This is a genomic window from Variovorax sp. 01T432 (assembly GCF_056398605.1).
This window is the reverse complement of sequence record NZ_JBFTPS010000006.1, coordinates 67336-82618: the sequence shown is the minus strand read 5'-3', so window position 1 is coordinate 82618 and position 15283 is coordinate 67336. Positions and strand designations below refer to the sequence as shown.

Here is a 15283-nt window from a genome sequence, read left to right as displayed (position 1 = left end):
CGGTCAATCCTGTGCTGGGACCATCCAAGCGGGTTCAGCGATAGACGGGAAACCGACTCGTCAACGCGTGCACTTTCGCGCGGACGGCGTCGATGTTCGCCGCGTCGCGCGGATTCTCGAGCACGTCGGCGATGAGGTTCGCCGTGGCGCGGGCCTCTTCATCCTTGAAGCCGCGTGTCGTCATGGCGGGCGTCCCGATGCGAACACCGCTCGTCACCATCGGCTTCTCGGGGTCGTTCGGGATCGCATTCTTGTTGATCGTCATGTGGGCGCTGCCCAGGACGCTTTCGGCTTCCTTGCCGGTAATGCCCTTGGCGCGGAGGTCGACCAGCATCACATGGCTTTCCGTGCGGCCGCTCACGATGCGCAGGCCGCGCTGCGTGAGCGTCTCGGCAACGATCTGGGCGTTCTTGACCACCTGCTGCTGGTACGTCTTGAACTCGGGTGCCAACGCCTCCTTGAAGGCGACCGCCTTGGCGGCGATCACGTGCATGAGAGGCCCGCCCTGCAGCCCCGGAAAGATCGCGCTGTTGATGGCTTTCTCATGCTTCGACTTCATCAGGATGATGCCGCCGCGTGGTCCGCGCAGACTCTTGTGGGTGGTGGAGGTCACGACGTCCGCGTGCGGTACCGGGTTGGGGTACACGCCCGCCGCCACGAGGCCCGCATAGTGGGCGATGTCGACCATGAAGATCGCGCCGACGTCCTTGGCCACCTTGGCGAATCGTTCGAAATCGATGCGCAGCGAGTAGGCTGATGCGCCAGCAATGATGAGCTTGGGCATGGCGTCGTGGGCCTTGCGCTCCATCGCGTCGTAGTCGATCTCTTCCTTCTCGTTCAGACCGTAGCTCACCACGTTGAACCACTTGCCGCTCATATTGAGCGGCATGCCGTGGGTCAGGTGGCCGCCTTCGGCCAGGCTCATGCCCATGATCGTGTCGCCGGGCTTCAGGAAGGCCAGCATGACCGCCTCGTTGGCAGAGGCGCCGCAATGGGCTTGCACGTTCGCGGCCTCGGCGCCGAACAGTTGCTTGACGCGGTCGATGGCCAGTTGCTCGGCGACATCGACGTGTTCGCAGCCGCCGTAATAGCGCTTGCCGGGGTAGCCCTCGGCATACTTGTTGGTGAGCTGGGAGCCTTGCGCGGCCATGACGGCCGGCGACGCATAGTTTTCGCTCGCGATGAGCTCGATGTGGTGTTCCTGTCGCGCGTTCTCGGCCTGGATGGCGGCCCAGATTTCGGGGTCGGTCTGTTCGACCAGAATGTTGCGGTTGTACATGGCAGTCCTTCGAGACGATGGTCCTTGTTCTTCAACCAAACAAGGGCTGCCCAGGCGAACGGCTGAACACCTGCCGTGACCGCAGGCGGCACGCTTCCCAGTGGTGTTCCACGTCAGCGCAATGCACCTGAAAAGGGTTGCGCCTATCGCCAGTCGCGTGCCGGCCGAGTGTAGCTGACGGCGGTTATTGGCGCTCTGAAAAGCCTACATCTCGGAGAGCAGGGCGACTTGCGGGTTCGGCTCGACGGGCTTGGCGGGCGCCACCGCGGTCTGCGGTGGGTTGACGCGCACGGCGGGCGGCGGCGTGATCGAGGCTGGGCGGCCGCTGGCCACCTGGAGAAGCCGCATCCGCTCGGCGAGTACCTTGCTCGCATAGCCGCCGTCGTCGGGAAGGTTGGCGGCACCTACGTAGTACTTGAGGCCGCCTTCGAGGGAGCCGGCGCGTGCGATGCATTCCTGCAGCACCTTGACTCCGACCCGCATATTGGTCACCGGGTCGAACGCGGTCAGCGTGCCGCCGGCGCTTTCATATTTTTCGCCGTGGATCTGGGTCATGACTTGCATCAGGCCCTGGGCGCCCACGTGGCTCTGGGCGAAAGGATTGAAGCTGGATTCGACAGCCATGATGGCGAGGATGAGCGTCGGGTCCAGCTTCGTGCGCTTGCCGAGGTCGAAGGCTTCAGACACGAGAACTGTGAGCGGTTCAACCGCCACCTTGTACTTCCTGCTCAACCAGTAGGCGACGGCTGCCTGCTGCTTCGGCAACTCGTCGGGGCTGGCCGCCGTCGTGCGTTCAATGGCGGTTGGCTCGAGATCCGTCACCTCCGGCGGCGGCTTGCGGGACTGGAGCCAACCCATGAGCTGTTCTTCGCCTGTTTGACGCAGGTCAGGGCGCACGGCAAGGGCGAGGGCCGCGAACACGATGGCAAGGCCGACAAGGGCGAAGCCGTTATGGGTGATCTCAAAAAAACCATCGACCACATCGGACACAAAGGTCCGGAGGCCGAGGGCCATGGCTTCAAACGCCTGTTTCATCGCTTCTTCCTTTCTGTACGGCGCCTGGATCACCGCGCCATTGATGAAGGCGAGGGGTCGAGGCAGCGGCGCTTGGATTGGTACGAATCAGGTTCCGCGCATGGTGGGTGGCACGGCAACCTGATCAAGCCGGGGGAGTTCGGCAGCGGGTTCTCTGGAGTCCGGCTGCGCGTGGGCAGCTCGGTTAGGAGGCATTCTAGGAGCGCCTTAATACCCGGTCAAGAATAACAAAGTGACATCTTATGCTAGTGAACGAATGAAAATGAATACATTTGTAGTCGCATCGAGGGGCGGCGGCCCATTGAAAACCTCATTTGCAATCGCAGTGCCGCCCGCCTACCCTGAGAGGGCCTGAGCTTCAGGCGTTTAACCGAGGTCCGGTAGCCGGAGGCGCAATCCGAAGGTTCAGCGGCCGAGGCCCAAACGGTGGCAATCTCTTGCTGCCAGCGTGACCGGAACGATTGAACTTCCGGTCGAGCGAAAGATGGCATGGACCTTGTGCCCGCCATCGAGCCCGGAGGGTCGACTTCGCGTCGGTCCACCGGGCTTTCTCATTTGTGGGAAGGCATCGCGGTTTGGGGCACACTCCCGCTCGATGAATGCAGCTTCTCTAAGACAGAACAAGTGGGTACGGCGAGCGGTCGTCGCGTTGTTGGCATGGCTGGCGCTCTGGCTGCTCGCGTGGTTGGCGGTGCCGCCGATCGCCAAGAGTCAAATCCAGAAGATTGCCAGCGAAAAGCTGGGCCGCCAGGTCACAGTGGGCAAGGTCGACTTCAAGCCCTGGACGCTGGAACTGACCCTCAGTGACCTGCGGATCGCGACCGCCGATGGCAGCAAGGCCCAGGTGGCGGTGGCGCGGATCTACGCCGATGCCGAGTTGCAGTCGATCATTCGCCTGGCTCCGGTGATCGACGCCTTGGCGGTCGAGTCTCCTTCCATCCTCGTGACGCGTCTCGCCGACGGCAAGTACGACTTCGAAGACATCCTGGCCAAATTCGCCAGCGCTCCGGAGGCGCCCAAGAGCGAGCCGCCGCGTTTCGCGATCTACAACATCGCCATCTCCGGCGGGTCGGTCGATTTCGACGATCAGACGGTCAAGCGCAAGCACGAACTGAGGGGCTTCGTTCTGAATGTGCCCTTTCTCAGCAATCTCCCGTCCCAGCGCGAAATCAAGACCGAACCCAAGCTTGCATTCGTCCTCAACGGCGGCAGGTTCGATTCGACCGCCCTCACGGCCCCCTTCGCGGAGAACCACTGGACAGACGCCCAGCTGAACTTCGAGGGGCTGGACCTCGTACCCTACCTCGGGTACATGCCCGGTGGCTTGCCGGTCGCTTTGCAGGGAGGCACGCTCGATGCGAAACTCAAGATCGACTTCGAGCAGACCGCGACGTCGGCCCTGAAGATCACCGGGACCATCGCCGCCCATGGCATCAGACTGGCCGACGCGAAGGGGCGCGACCTGCTCGGTTTCGATTCGCTCAAGGTCGCGCTAATGGACGTCAGGCCGCTGGATCGGGTCGTGCATCTGGGCGAGATTGAACTGGCCGCGCCGCAACTGGTGGTGGCGCGCGATGCGGCCGGGCGGCTCAATCTGCTGGCGACCGATCGGGCCACCGGCGCGACGGAGAAAGTTGCATCTGTCCCTGCCCCGGACACCGCGGGTCTGGTCAAGCCTGTCGGGCAACCCGACTGGCGCGTGCAGGTCGACAAGCTGGCCCTGACCGGCGGCGAGATCGGCTGGCGGGACCAGACAACGACCCCGCCGGCAGCCATCGATGTCAAGCAGTTCAACCTTCAGGCGAGTGCCATCGCCTGGCCGATGGAAAAGCCCGCGCCTTTCAGCGGCTCGACGACCGTGGGTGGGGCGAAGGTCAAGTTCGGAGGCGAGGCGACGGACAAAGTCGCCAAGGTCGAGACCGAGATCGACGGTTTGCCCTTGTCGCTGGCTGCGCCTTATCTTGCCCAGAGCCTGGAGCCCACGCTCGACGGCAAGCTGAGCGGCCAGATCGATGTTGCCTGGACGGCGCCTGACCTGAAGTTCAAGGCGCGGCGTCTCGCCGCCGACGGGCTGGCGCTGACCCAGGCCAAGACGGCCTTGGCGAGCGTGGGGCGTTTTGAACTCGTGGACGCCGAAGTCGACATGACAAAGCACACGCTGTCTATCGCGTCCTTCACCGCAATCAACCCCAAGGTTCGCATCGAGCGCGACAACGAGAAGCGCTGGATGTTCGAGCGTTGGCTGAGGGAGCCGGCGGGCGGGGCCCAGGGCGGCTCCCCGGACGCCAAGGTCGCCGCGCCGAAGGACGCCGGAGTCGCGACCGCGGCGACTCCCGGCGCGGCCAACGCCAATACCAATACCAAACCGTGGGCGCTGGCGATCGGCACGGTGGCGGTCGACAACGGCGCACTGTCCTATTCGGACAAGGCAAGCGCCACGCCGGTCGATTTCGAGATCAGCGCGCTGAAGATCAATGCGCGGAAGATCGCGCCTGACACGGATGCCGTCTCGCCGCTCGAATTGTCGGGGCGCATCGCCGCGGGTCGCTCGGACGCCGGACGGTTCGACTACAAGGGCACGGTGGTGCTCAGGCCGGTTGCGGCGGAGGGCCGGCTGGAAGTGGCCGCGATCCCTGTCCACGCCTTCAAGACCTACTACGCGGACCCCTTCAACGTCGATGTGCGCCGGGCATTCGCGAGCTTCCGCGGCACGGTCAAGTTCGCGGCGGCGCCTGCGGGCATGAGCCTCAAGCTGGCGGGCGATACCGCGCTGGACGACTTCCGCGCGAACAGCGCCACTCTCACCCAGTCGCCCGGCACGACGCGCGGAAACCAGCTGCTGAGCTGGAAGACACTGAGCCTGCGCGGCCTGCAACTCAATATGGTGCCCCACACGCCCCTGGCCTTGGACGTGCGCGAAACCACCTTGACCGATTTCTTCGCTCGCGTGATCGTCGATCCGACGGGGCGCATCAACCTTCAGGATCTTTCGAAGAAGCCGGGCGAGACCCCGGTGGCTGCTGCACCGGCGCCTGAGGCGACGACGCGGCGGAGCCTGGGTGGAACGCGAACGACGACCATCGCGCATCCCGTTGGCGCTCCGGTTCCAGCGGAGCCGGCAGTCGGCGGCGAACCGAGGGGCGCTGGAGCACCGCCCAAGGCCATTGCCACGGCCGCGCGGCCTGCCGCCGGCGATGCCTCGGCCCCGGTGATCAATTTCGGTCCGATGAAATTGGTGAATGGCCGGATCGATTTCACCGATTTGTTCGTCAAGCCCAATTACTCCGCCGATCTGACCGAGCTGACGGGCACGCTCAGCGCGTTCTCGTCCAAACCTCAAGGCGGGAAGCCGACGATGGCTGATCTCGAGTTGCGGGGCAAGGCCCAGCAGACTGCCGCGCTGGAGATCACCGGCAAGCTGAACCCGCTCGCCAAGCCGCTCGAGCTCGATATCGCCGCCAAGATGCGCGACCTCGACCTGCCGCCCTTGTCTCCGTATTCGGTCCGCTATGCCGGCCACGGCATCGAGCGCGGCAAGCTGAGCATGGACGTCAACTACAAGATTGCGCCGGATGGGCAACTGACGGCCACCAACAAGCTGGTTCTCAATCAGTTGCAGTTCGGCGAACAGGTGGAAGGCGCACCGGCCAGCTTGCCGGTGCGCCTGGCCGTGGCCCTGCTGGCGGATCGCAACGGCGTCATCGATGTCGACCTCCCCCTCAGTGGGTCTCTCAACGATCCGCAATTCAGCATCGGGCCGCTGATCCTCAAGGCGTTCGTCAACCTGATCGTGAAGGCGGTCACCGCGCCGTTCCACTTGTTGACAGGCGGGTTCGGAGGTGGCTCAGGCGGCGAGTCGAGCATCATCGCCTTTGCGCCGGGCAGCGCAGTGTTGTCGTCCGAGGCCAAGGAAAGCCTGGACAAGGTGGCCAAGGCGCTCACGGACCGGCCCACCCTGCAGATGACCGTGGTGGGTACCTCGAGCCTCGAAACGGAACGCGAGGCCTACCAGCGCCAGCGCGTGCGCCAGCTTGCGCAGGCGGAGAAGCGTCGGTCCGCCGTTCGCGGCAATCGGGACGCAGCCGACGTGGCGCCGGTGACTGACGCAGAGTACCCGGAACTGCTGGCCGCGGCGTACAAGCGCTCCGAGGTCAAGAAGCCTCGCAACATGATCGGGTTGGCCAAGGATTTGCCGACCAAGGAAATGGAGGATCTGCTCATGGCCAGCATTCCGGTCGACGAGGAATCGATGCGTCAGCTTGCGGTGGAACGCGGCGCGGCGGTGCGTGACTACCTTCTGACACAGAAGGTTCCGAGCGAGCGTTTGTTCCTCGGCGCTGTCCGCACGCACCCCGAAGGCGCAGACTGGAAACCGGGTGCAGAACTGAAACTGGCGACCCGTTGATCCGGTCTGCCACATCTCGGTGAAAATAGCGGGGTGCGCCGGCAAATGCCGGCGCCTCGCTTTTCCTATTCAGATAACGACATTCGCGCAGTGACTTCAACTTCCTCCAAGCCCCACGACCTCCAGTCCCTTGACACGATGACCGGTGGCGCCTTCACCGCGCCGACCTCGGGCGAACGCGCCCAGCGCATCCGGGAGTGGCTAGCGGGCAATCCGGCGCCCGAGCAGATGCAGGACGTGTTCAAGGAGCTGAGCGGCCGCGACAAAGGCGCCGCGCGCCTGCTTCGCGAGAAGCTCGACGAACTCAAGCGTGCGAAGGGCCAGGAGGCGATTGCAGTCGAATGGACGCAAAAGGCCGAGGCGCTGCTGGCGCAACCCAAGCTGAACATCGCCGATGCGCTGGCATGGCAGCGCGATGCCGCCAAGGCCGGCGCGCCGCTGTCGCGCGATCCGCTGGCAGGCTTCAAGGCCCGGCTGGCCGAGCGCGTCAAGGGCATCGAGGACCTGCAGCATCGTGCGCAGGTCCACCGCGAAGCCGCCGTGCTGCTGGCGCAGCGCTTCGAAGTCCTGTCGACGAAGAGCTGGCGCGACGCCCAGTCCGCCGAAGACGCGCTTCGCGCCGACGTTATGCATTGGCAGCAGCAGGCAGCCGACATCGTGGCTGATGCCAACTGGAACAGCCTCGACGCGCGCTTTGCGCCGCAGCTCGAATCCTCCAAGGCGCAATTGCTGGTCGTGTCCGATGCCTTCCATGCCGCGCTGGCGCAAACCATGGCCGCTGCGGCGGACGCCGCCGCACCGCTGCCGCCCGTGCCGGTTTGGGCCGACGAGCTGCGCGTCGCACGCGGCGGGCCTGCCGAGGCCGCGCCGGCCGTCGCGCCAAAGCCGCCCGCTCCCAAGGTCGACATGGAAAAGCGGGCCGCCGCTCAGAGTGCGGTCGAAACGGCGCTGCTCAAGCTCGAGCAGGAAACCGCCGAGGGCCATGGCAAGGCCAGCGCGGGCGCCGCCTCGGCGTTACGCATCGTCCTCAAGGAGCACGGCAAGCTGGTTGAGCCCCCGCTTGAAGCCCGGGTGCATGCGGCGCTGGTCGCCGCCGGCGAACTCGAGGGCTGGCAACGCTGGAGCGCCGACAAGGTGCGCGAGGACCTGGTTGCGAAAGCGGAGGGCCTGTTGAAGCGCCCCGAAGGCCAGGCCCTTGGCGGCCGCAAGATGCAGGAGACGCTGCGCGCCCTGCGCGATCAATGGAAGCAGGCCGACCAGGGCGGTGTGCCGAACCATGGCCTTTGGAAGCGCTTCGACGAGGCCTGCAATGAAGCGCACAAAGTGGTCGAAGCCTGGCTCGAGAAGGTGCGCGCCGAAGCGACCGAGCACCGCGCGCAGCGGCTGGCGCTGATCGAGGAAGTGAAGGCCTGGGCTGCGGCGCATGCCGATGCTTCCGACTTGAAGGCACACCATCGTGCGCTGCATCAGTTTGCCGATCGCTGGCGGGATGCGGGCCATGTGGGCGAGAAGGTCTTCGCCGAACTGCAACCGCATTGGAACGAGGCCTTCGGCGCCGCGCGCGCGCCCTTCGAAGCGGCTCAGAAGGCCAGCATCGAGCGGCGTCAGGCCATGATTGCCGAAGCGACCGAGCTCGGCGCCGCGCCGATGCTGCGCATCGATGCTGTCAAGGCACTGCAGCAGCGTTGGCAGGCCGAAGCGCAGACCGTGCCGCTGGACCGCCGTCAGGAGCAGAAGCTGTGGGACGCGTTCCGGGCCCCGATCGACGAAGCATTCAACCGCAAGAGCGCCGACCGCGAAAAAGCCTCCGCCGCAATGAGCGAGCACGACCGGAATGTGCTCGAGGCGTCGAAGGCCCTCGATGCCGCCAACAGCTCCGGCGATGTGCAGAAGATTCGCGCTGCGGTGGCTCGCCTCGAAGGCGCGCTGCGTGGCGAGGCACCTCCGCCCGCGCCGAAGGCGCCGGTTGCGCAGCCGGCACAGACTGCGACGGCGGATGGCCCCGCGGTGGGGGCCACGGAGGTGGTGGCCCCAGGGCAAGCCGCAGCCGAGTTCAGCGAGAGTGCCCAGCAGGAACCCGCGCCGGAAGACGCGGACGCACTGCCCGCCAGCGTCGCGCCGGAGGCTTCGGCGCCTGCTGTTGATCTGGTCGCGCCCGCCGATGGCGCAGATCCGTCGGCTCGGGCCGACGCCGGCGCCTCTCACGAGACCACCCAGGCACCTGCCGCGCCGCCGAAGCCCGCGCCCAAGCCCGTGATCGCTGTGCGCGGCGATGACCGGCCCGGAAACAAGAAGGCCGACGCGGCACCCGCCGCGCGGGGTGGCAAGTTCGGAGATCGTCGCGACACTCGGGGCGGACCATCCGGCCCAGGCGGCCGGCCCGGTGAGCGGGCGCCGCGTCCGGGCGATCGTGGCGCGCCCGCGGGCGGACCTGGCGGCCGCTTCGGCGACCGGCCCCCGCGCTTCGAAGACCGTGGCCCGCGCCTTGGCGATGCCGCGTTCCGCGCGCAGCGCGAGGCGCTCGAACGTGCCGATCTCGCCTTGCGCAAGCTCGCCGCTCAGGCGCACGGTGAGGCGCTCAGCCAACTGCTGGGCGCGTGGGAAAAGCGCGATGCGTCACAACTGCCGAGCGTTCAGGAATTCGGCCGGGCCGTGACGCCGGCCGTGCGCAGCACTTGGTCGCAATCCCTGGGCGCAGCGCCAGCGGCGATGGGGGGTGAAGCGGCCGAGGCCCTGCTGCGCCTCGAAATGGCGGCTGAAGTGCCGACCCCAGCCGAGCAGCTCGAAGCCCGCCGCGCCTTGCAGTTGAAACTACTGACCCGGCGCGGCGACCCGGCGCCGGCACAAACCTGGGGCCAGGACGCCGGCAAGGTGCTCGCTGCCGCGCATGACGCTGCAGCTGCGCGTCGCCTGCAGAACGCGCTCAAGGCGCTGCTGCGCAAGTAAGAGACAGCGTTCGGAAGAACGCTCAGCGTCTATCGGATGGCTCGAAGAATTCTTCGAACAACGAGGTGAGCCCGGCGAATTCAGACATGAACCTGCCGCGGTTCACGAAATAGGCCTCGCAGGCCACGGCGAAGAACTCGCTCATCGATTCGGCGCCGTAGGGGTCCAGCCAGGGTTCCTCGCCGCCGAATCGCTCGGCGACGATGGTCTTCTCGCGAAACGCTTCGAAGGCCGGTTCGAGTACCGCGAACCAGGCAGTGCGCGCCGCCCGTGCCGTCGAGGTTCCGCGAAAGCCCGCGGGCAGCGGCGGGCAGCCGTCCGCCGCGCCTGTACGCATGTCGATCTTGTGGGCGAACTCGTGGATCACGACGTTATAGCCCTCGCCGCGCGTGATGCTGCTCGCCAGCACATCCTGCCAACTCAGCATGACCGGGCCCTGCTCCATAGCCTCGCCCGCCACCACTTCGTCGTATTCGTGCACAACGCCCATTTCGTCGGTGGTCTTGCGGCGGGCCACGACCCCCGACGGATGGATCACGATGCCCACGAAGTCGTCGTACCAAGCCAGGCCCTTTGGAAGATGCAACACCGGAAGCACGGCTTGCGCCGCGACCGCGAGCGCGACCTCGTCGGTGATGGCGAAGCCGTGCGCGCCATGGAATTCCTTGTCACGAAGGAACTCGGCGGCAAGGCTTCGAAGCCGTTCCACGTCGGCGGGGGCGCGCTCGGTGAGGAACGGGTAGCGCCTCAGTGTGGCCAGCCAAGCCTCATCGGGGATGCGGGGCGTGGCGCGCAGGCGGCGCAGCCAGCCGAACATCAGCGCAGGTCGACGCGTCGCGCGCCCGCGCTCGAGAGGCACAGGACCTGGGCGCGGGGCGGATGCGCCGTGGCATCCCAGTCGCTCAGCACGATCCGTTCAAGCCCCAAGCCGAGCGCGTGGGTTGCAGGCATGTGGGTATGGCCGTGAACCAGGGTCGTCGCGCCGGCTTGCAGGAGCCATGCACGCGCGGCGTCCGCGTCGACGTCGGCCAAGACCATGCCCGGACTGCGCTTGCGATCCTCGCTCTGCGTGCGCATCGAGCGCGCGAACGCGCGGCGTTCCGCGAGCGGGCGGGCAAGGAAGGCGTCCTGCCACGGGGTCGCACGCACCTGGGCGCGGACCTTCAGGTACTCGGTGTCCTCGAGGCACAGCGCATCGCCGTGACTCAGGAGCCAGCGCTTGCCGTGCAATGTCAGCACGGTCGGATCGTCGAGCAGCGTCAGGCCGCAGCGCGTGGCGAGTGCGGCCCCGACCAGGAAGTCGCGATTCCCGTGCATGAAGAACACCGGCCTGCGCTCGGCCGCGCGCCGCAGCAGTTCGGCGCACTGGGCCTCGAAACCGGGCAGGGCGGCTGCATCGTCGCCGACCCAGACCTCGAACAGGTCGCCGAGGATGAATATTGCGTCTGCCGGTGTGGTTTGCAGATAGCCCTGCCACACGTCGAAGGTTGCGGCGTCGGTTGCCTGCAGATGGAGGTCGGAGATCAGGTCGACCGTATGCCACTCCGCAGGCGCCTCAAGCTCGGCAAAAGTCGTCATGCGCGGCCTTCAGGCTCCCTTGATGACGGCCTTCTCGATCACCACGTCTTCGAGGGGAACGTCATCGTGGAAGCCCTTGCGGCCGGTCTTCACAGCCTTGATCTTGTCGACCACTTCCTTGCCGGCCACGACCTTGCCGAACACCGCATAGCCCCAGCCTTGCGCCGAAGGGGCCGTGTGGTTCAGGAAGGCGTTGTCGGCCACGTTGATGAAGAACTGCGCAGTGGCCGAATGCGGGGCGCTGGTGCGGGCCATCGCCACCGTGTAGTTGTCATTCTTGAGGCCATTGTTGGCCTCGTTCTGGATCTCGGCGCCCGAGGGCTTCTGCGACATTCCAGGCTCGAAGCCGCCGCCTTGCACCATGAAGCCGGGAATGACACGGTGGAAGATGGTGTTGTCGTAGTGGCCCTTGGTCACGTACTCGAGGAAGTTGGCGACCGACTTGGGAGCCTTTTCCTGATCGAGTTCGAGCGTGATGACGCCTTGGTCCTTGATGTGCAGTTCGACTTGGGGGTTGCTCATGGGGTGCTCCTTTGCTTATTTCGCCACGGTGGCGGACTGGATGGTGATGGGTTCGAGGGGCACGTTCTGCATGCCGCCCTTGTTGCCCGTGGCTGCCACACGGATCTTGTCGACCACTTCGGTGCCTGCAACCACCTTGCCGAACACGGCATAGCCGTGGCCGTCGGGATTTGGGGCGTTCAGCATGGCGTTGTCCTTCACGTTGATGAAGAACTGGGAGGTCGCGGAATCCGGATCGCCGGTGCGGGCCATGGCGATGGTGTATTTGTCGTTTTTGAGGCCGTTGCTCGCCTCGAGCGGGATCGGCGCCCGCGTCGGCTTCTGTTTCAGGTCAGCCGTGAAGCCGCCCCCCTGGATCATGAAGCCGTCGATCACGCGGTGGAACACCGTGCCGTCATAGTGCTTGTCCTTGACGTACTGCAGGAAATTCGCAACCGTCTTGGGCGCCTTGTCGGGCGCGAGTTCGATGACGATGTCGCCGGCCGATGTGCTGAGCTTCACGCGCGGCGCGGCCTGCGCCCACGTGCTAGCCGCGGTGCCCGAGAGGGCCAGCGTTGCGGCCAGAACCAATGCCTTGCGGCGTGAAAAGGCTTGAATAGTCACGAGGTCTTGCTTTCGATGAATTGAGCCGCGGCGCGGCGACGCGAACAGTCCGGGCGGTCTAGTTGCGAACGGCCTTGCGAGCGGGAGGTGCGGCGGCGGGCAGCGCGGCCACTGCCGGTTTGCCGAACACCTGGCGGACCAGCGCCAGCTTCGGCGCCACGGTCGTGTTGCCGGGCTCGAGTTGCTGAGCGCGGACATAGGATTGCGCCGCGAGGCGGACATAGATGTCGCCGAGGTTCTCGTGGGCGGTGGCATAGCTCGGATTGAGCTTGATCGCCATCTCGAGCGCGGTGCGAGCCTTGTCGAACTGACTCTGGCTCGCGTACAGGGCTGCAAGGTTGTTGTAGGGCTCAGGCAACTCCGGGAAATCCTGGGTGAGCTGCGTGAATGCCGTCGTCGCGTCGGCCTGCTTGCCTTGCTCGGTCAGGATCACACCGCGCAAGAAGCGCATCTGCGGATCCCGCGGCTTGCTGGCAATGTAGGTGTCGGCCTTGGTCAATGCCTCGTCGGCCTTTCCTTGACGCAGCAGATTGTTCACGTCGGAATAGTCGTCGGCCTGCGCAGCACCCGCGGCGAGTGCCAACAAGAGCACCGAGAAAACGCGGATCAAATTCGAAATGGAGAAGGGGGCGTACTGCATGAAGCCTCAAGCGAGTGGAGGGGCGCGGGCCTCGAAAACCCCAGGGGATTACCCGGAAAACAACCGGAAAATACCCGGCGACGGCCGTTTATACTGCGGGTGATTGTAGCCGAGGGGCCATGTCCAGCCCCATGTTGCCGCAGCGCATCCACCCTTGAAAAACCGCCGTCGTTCGCTCGTGCAGCACGAGCGCGAACCGACGCTTTCCGAGTCCCATGAGTCTTCGCATCTACAACACGCTCACGCGTGATCTGGAGGAATTTTCTCCTCTGCAACCTGGTCGGGTGCGCATGTACGTGTGCGGGATGACGGTTTACGACTATTGCCACCTCGGGCACGCGCGCTCGATGATCGCCTTCGATGTCGTGCAGCGCTGGCTCAGGCAATCGGGGCTTGCGGTCGACTATGTGCGCAACATCACCGACATCGACGACAAGATCATCCGCCGCGCGGTCGAGAACGGCGAGAGCATCCGGGCGCTCACCGATCGAATGATCGATGCATTGCATGAGGATGCTGACGCCCTGGGGATCGAACGGCCTACGCACGAACCGCGCGCAACGGAGTTCATTCCGCAGATGCTTTCCATGATCGCCACGCTGGAGAATAAGGGCCTTGCCTACCGTTCGACCAATGGCGACGTCAACTACGCCGTGCGCAAGTTCCCTGGATACGGCAAGCTGAGCGGGAAGACGCTCGATGAACTTCACGCCGGTGAGCGCGTGGCCGTGCTCGACGGCAAGGACGACCCGCTCGACCCGGTGCTGTGGAAGAGCGCAAAGGCCAGCGAGCCCGAGGAAGTGAAGTGGGCGAGCGAATATGGCGCCGGCCGTCCGGGTTGGCACATCGAATGCTCGGCCATGGCCTGCCAGCTTCTGGGGGAAACGCTGGACATCCACGGGGGCGGCGCCGATCTGCAGTTCCCTCACCACGAGAACGAGATTGCCCAGAGCGAAGGCGCGACCGGCAAGCCGCTCGCACGCATCTGGATGCACAACGGATTCATCAACATCGACGACGAGAAGATGTCCAAGAGCCTGGGCAACTTCTTTCTCATCCGCGACGTGCTGCAGAAATTCGATGCCGAGACAATCCGTTTCTTCGTGGTTCGAGCGCACTATCGCAGCCCGCTCAACTACAGCGATGTTCACCTGGATGATGCGCGTGCCTCCCTCAAGCGGCTTTACACGGCCCTGCATCTGGTTCCGCCGGCCGCCGCGGTTGCGATCGACTGGCGCGACCCCTACGCCGCCCGGTTCAAGGCGGCCATGGACGAGGACTTCGGCACGCCGGAAGCGGTTGCGGTGCTGTTCGACTTGGCGGGCGAGGTCAATCGCACGCGGTCGGCGGAGGCCGCCGGATTGCTGAAGGCCCTGGGCGGATGCCTGGGCCTGCTGCAATCAGACCCTCAAGGGTTCCTTCAAGCGGGCACGACGCTCGACGAGGCGACGATCCAGGCCAAGATCCAGCGGCGGGCCGAGGCCAAGGCCGCGAAGGATTTCGCTGAAGCGGATCGCATACGCAACGAACTTCTTGAACAGGGCATCGTGTTGAAAGACTCGCCGACCGGTACGACTTGGACCTCCGCCAAGTGAAGGCCTGACAAACCCATGCCTGCCGCAAAGCCACTCGCCATCGAAGTCTTCACGCCCCCCTATTGGGAAGAGGCCTGCAAGCATCTCGCAAAGAAAGACCGCGTCATGAAGCGGCTGATTCCGCGCTTCGGCGACGCCTGCCTGGAGTCGCGCGGAGACGCCTTCACGACCCTCGCTCGCAGCATCGTCGGCCAGCAAATCTCCGTGAAGGCGGCGCAATCCGTCTGGGACCGCTTCGCGAAGCTGCCCCGCAAGATGGCGCCCGCCAACGTGCTGAAGCTCAAGGTCGACGACATGCGTGCCGCTGGCCTGTCGGCGCGCAAGGTCGAGTATCTCGTCGACCTCGCCATACACTTCGATTCACGCGCGGTGCACGTCGATGCATGGGAGAACATGTCCGACGAGATGATCATCGCGGAACTCATTGCAATCCGCGGCATCGGTCGGTGGACCGCCGAGATGTTCCTCATCTTCCATCTGATGCGTCCCAACGTTCTGCCGCTCGACGACCTCGGCTTGATCAACGGCATCAGTCAGAATTATTTCTCGGGCGATCCTGTGAGCCGGAGCGATGCGCGGGAGGTGGCCGTGGCCTGGGCACCATACTGCAGCGTCGCGACTTGGTATATTTGGCGATCGCTCGACCCGCTACCGGTCGCATATTGAATACAGGAGAAGAC

The 15283-nt window shown here is 65.2% G+C and carries 11 protein-coding genes and 1 riboswitch; of the genes, 4 read left to right on the top strand and 7 right to left on the bottom strand.

From position 1 onward, the window contains the following. Positions 1 to 34: 34 nt before the first annotated feature. Together glyA and AC1DNF_RS07115 are read right to left on the bottom strand one after the other, a co-directional pair. The gene (gene glyA / locus AC1DNF_RS07120; RefSeq protein WP_478147868.1) at positions 35 to 1279 is read right to left on the bottom strand and encodes a serine hydroxymethyltransferase; all 1245 of its coding nucleotides are present in this window, start codon (positions 1277 to 1279) and stop codon (positions 35 to 37) included. A gap of 41 nt (positions 1280 to 1320) precedes the next feature. Next, positions 1321 to 1446, bottom strand: a riboswitch (ZMP/ZTP riboswitch). 37 nt (positions 1447 to 1483) lie between these two features. After that, positions 1484 to 2314 (bottom strand): transglycosylase SLT domain-containing protein, encoded by an 831-nt coding sequence (locus AC1DNF_RS07115; protein ID WP_478147867.1) that lies wholly within the window; start codon positions 2312 to 2314, stop codon positions 1484 to 1486. Positions 2315 to 2909: 595 nt separating this feature from the next. Between AC1DNF_RS07115 and AC1DNF_RS07110 the strand changes: the two genes are divergently transcribed. Together AC1DNF_RS07110 and AC1DNF_RS07105 are read left to right on the top strand one after the other, a co-directional pair. Next, positions 2910 to 6719, top strand: coding sequence for a DUF748 domain-containing protein (locus AC1DNF_RS07110; RefSeq protein WP_478147866.1), 3810 nt, complete (start codon positions 2910 to 2912; stop codon positions 6717 to 6719). A gap of 90 nt (positions 6720 to 6809) precedes the next feature. Further along, entirely contained in the window at positions 6810 to 9665 is a 2856-nt protein-coding gene (locus AC1DNF_RS07105; protein ID WP_478147865.1) for a DUF349 domain-containing protein, read from the top strand. A gap of 22 nt (positions 9666 to 9687) precedes the next feature. Here the strand turns inward: AC1DNF_RS07105 and AC1DNF_RS07100 are convergent, their stop codons facing one another. Genes AC1DNF_RS07100 through AC1DNF_RS07080 form a run of 5 tightly spaced genes read right to left on the bottom strand, consistent with a single transcriptional unit; the run spans position 9688 to position 13008 of the window. Next, positions 9688 to 10482: a M90 family metallopeptidase gene (locus tag AC1DNF_RS07100; protein WP_478147864.1), complete on the bottom strand. Its 795-nt coding sequence runs from the start codon at positions 10480 to 10482 to the stop codon at positions 9688 to 9690. Further along, positions 10482 to 11243, bottom strand: a complete 762-nt coding sequence (locus AC1DNF_RS07095) for a UDP-2,3-diacylglucosamine diphosphatase (RefSeq protein ID WP_478147863.1) — start codon at positions 11241 to 11243, stop codon at positions 10482 to 10484. The genes AC1DNF_RS07100 and AC1DNF_RS07095 overlap by 1 nt, the downstream gene beginning before the upstream one ends. Before the next feature lie 9 nt (positions 11244 to 11252). Beyond that, the gene (locus AC1DNF_RS07090; RefSeq protein ID WP_478147862.1) at positions 11253 to 11765 is read right to left on the bottom strand and encodes a peptidylprolyl isomerase; all 513 of its coding nucleotides are present in this window, start codon (positions 11763 to 11765) and stop codon (positions 11253 to 11255) included. 15 nt (positions 11766 to 11780) lie between these two features. After that, on the bottom strand, positions 11781 to 12368 hold the full coding sequence (locus AC1DNF_RS07085) for a peptidylprolyl isomerase (protein WP_478147861.1): 588 nt from the start codon (positions 12366 to 12368) through the stop codon (positions 11781 to 11783). A 58-nt stretch (positions 12369 to 12426) separates the two neighbouring features. Next, positions 12427 to 13008, bottom strand: a complete 582-nt coding sequence (locus AC1DNF_RS07080; RefSeq protein ID WP_478147860.1) for a tetratricopeptide repeat protein — start codon at positions 13006 to 13008, stop codon at positions 12427 to 12429. A 215-nt stretch (positions 13009 to 13223) separates the two neighbouring features. Here AC1DNF_RS07080 and cysS point away from each other — a divergent pair, with 215 nt between their 5' ends. Further along, positions 13224 to 14603 carry a cysteine--tRNA ligase gene (cysS, locus tag AC1DNF_RS07075; RefSeq protein WP_478147859.1) on the top strand — a complete coding sequence of 460 codons (1380 nt, stop codon included), beginning with the start codon at positions 13224 to 13226 and terminating at the stop codon, positions 14601 to 14603. A 15-nt stretch (positions 14604 to 14618) separates the two neighbouring features. Beyond that, on the top strand, positions 14619 to 15269 hold the full coding sequence (locus tag AC1DNF_RS07070) for a DNA-3-methyladenine glycosylase family protein (protein ID WP_478147858.1): 651 nt from the start codon (positions 14619 to 14621) through the stop codon (positions 15267 to 15269). Positions 15270 to 15283 lie beyond the last annotated feature (14 nt).

Excerpts from the sequence above, each read along its gene's own strand:
- glyA (WP_478147868.1), bottom strand. The coding sequence starts at position 1,279 with ATGTACAACCGCAACATTCTGGTCGAACAGACCGACCCCGAAATCTGG.
- AC1DNF_RS07115 (WP_478147867.1), bottom strand. The coding sequence starts at position 2,314 with ATGAAACAGGCGTTTGAAGCCATGGCCCTCGGCCTCCGGACCTTTGTG.
- AC1DNF_RS07110 (WP_478147866.1), top strand. The coding sequence starts at position 2,910 with ATGAATGCAGCTTCTCTAAGACAGAACAAGTGGGTACGGCGAGCGGTC.
- AC1DNF_RS07100 (WP_478147864.1), bottom strand. The coding sequence starts at position 10,482 with ATGTTCGGCTGGCTGCGCCGCCTGCGCGCCACGCCCCGCATCCCCGAT.
- AC1DNF_RS07095 (WP_478147863.1), bottom strand. The coding sequence starts at position 11,243 with ATGACGACTTTTGCCGAGCTTGAGGCGCCTGCGGAGTGGCATACGGTC.
- AC1DNF_RS07090 (WP_478147862.1), bottom strand. The coding sequence starts at position 11,765 with ATGAGCAACCCCCAAGTCGAACTGCACATCAAGGACCAAGGCGTCATC.
- AC1DNF_RS07080 (WP_478147860.1), bottom strand. The coding sequence starts at position 13,008 with ATGCAGTACGCCCCCTTCTCCATTTCGAATTTGATCCGCGTTTTCTCG.
- cysS (WP_478147859.1), top strand. The coding sequence starts at position 13,224 with ATGAGTCTTCGCATCTACAACACGCTCACGCGTGATCTGGAGGAATTT.
- AC1DNF_RS07070 (WP_478147858.1), top strand. The coding sequence starts at position 14,619 with ATGCCTGCCGCAAAGCCACTCGCCATCGAAGTCTTCACGCCCCCCTAT.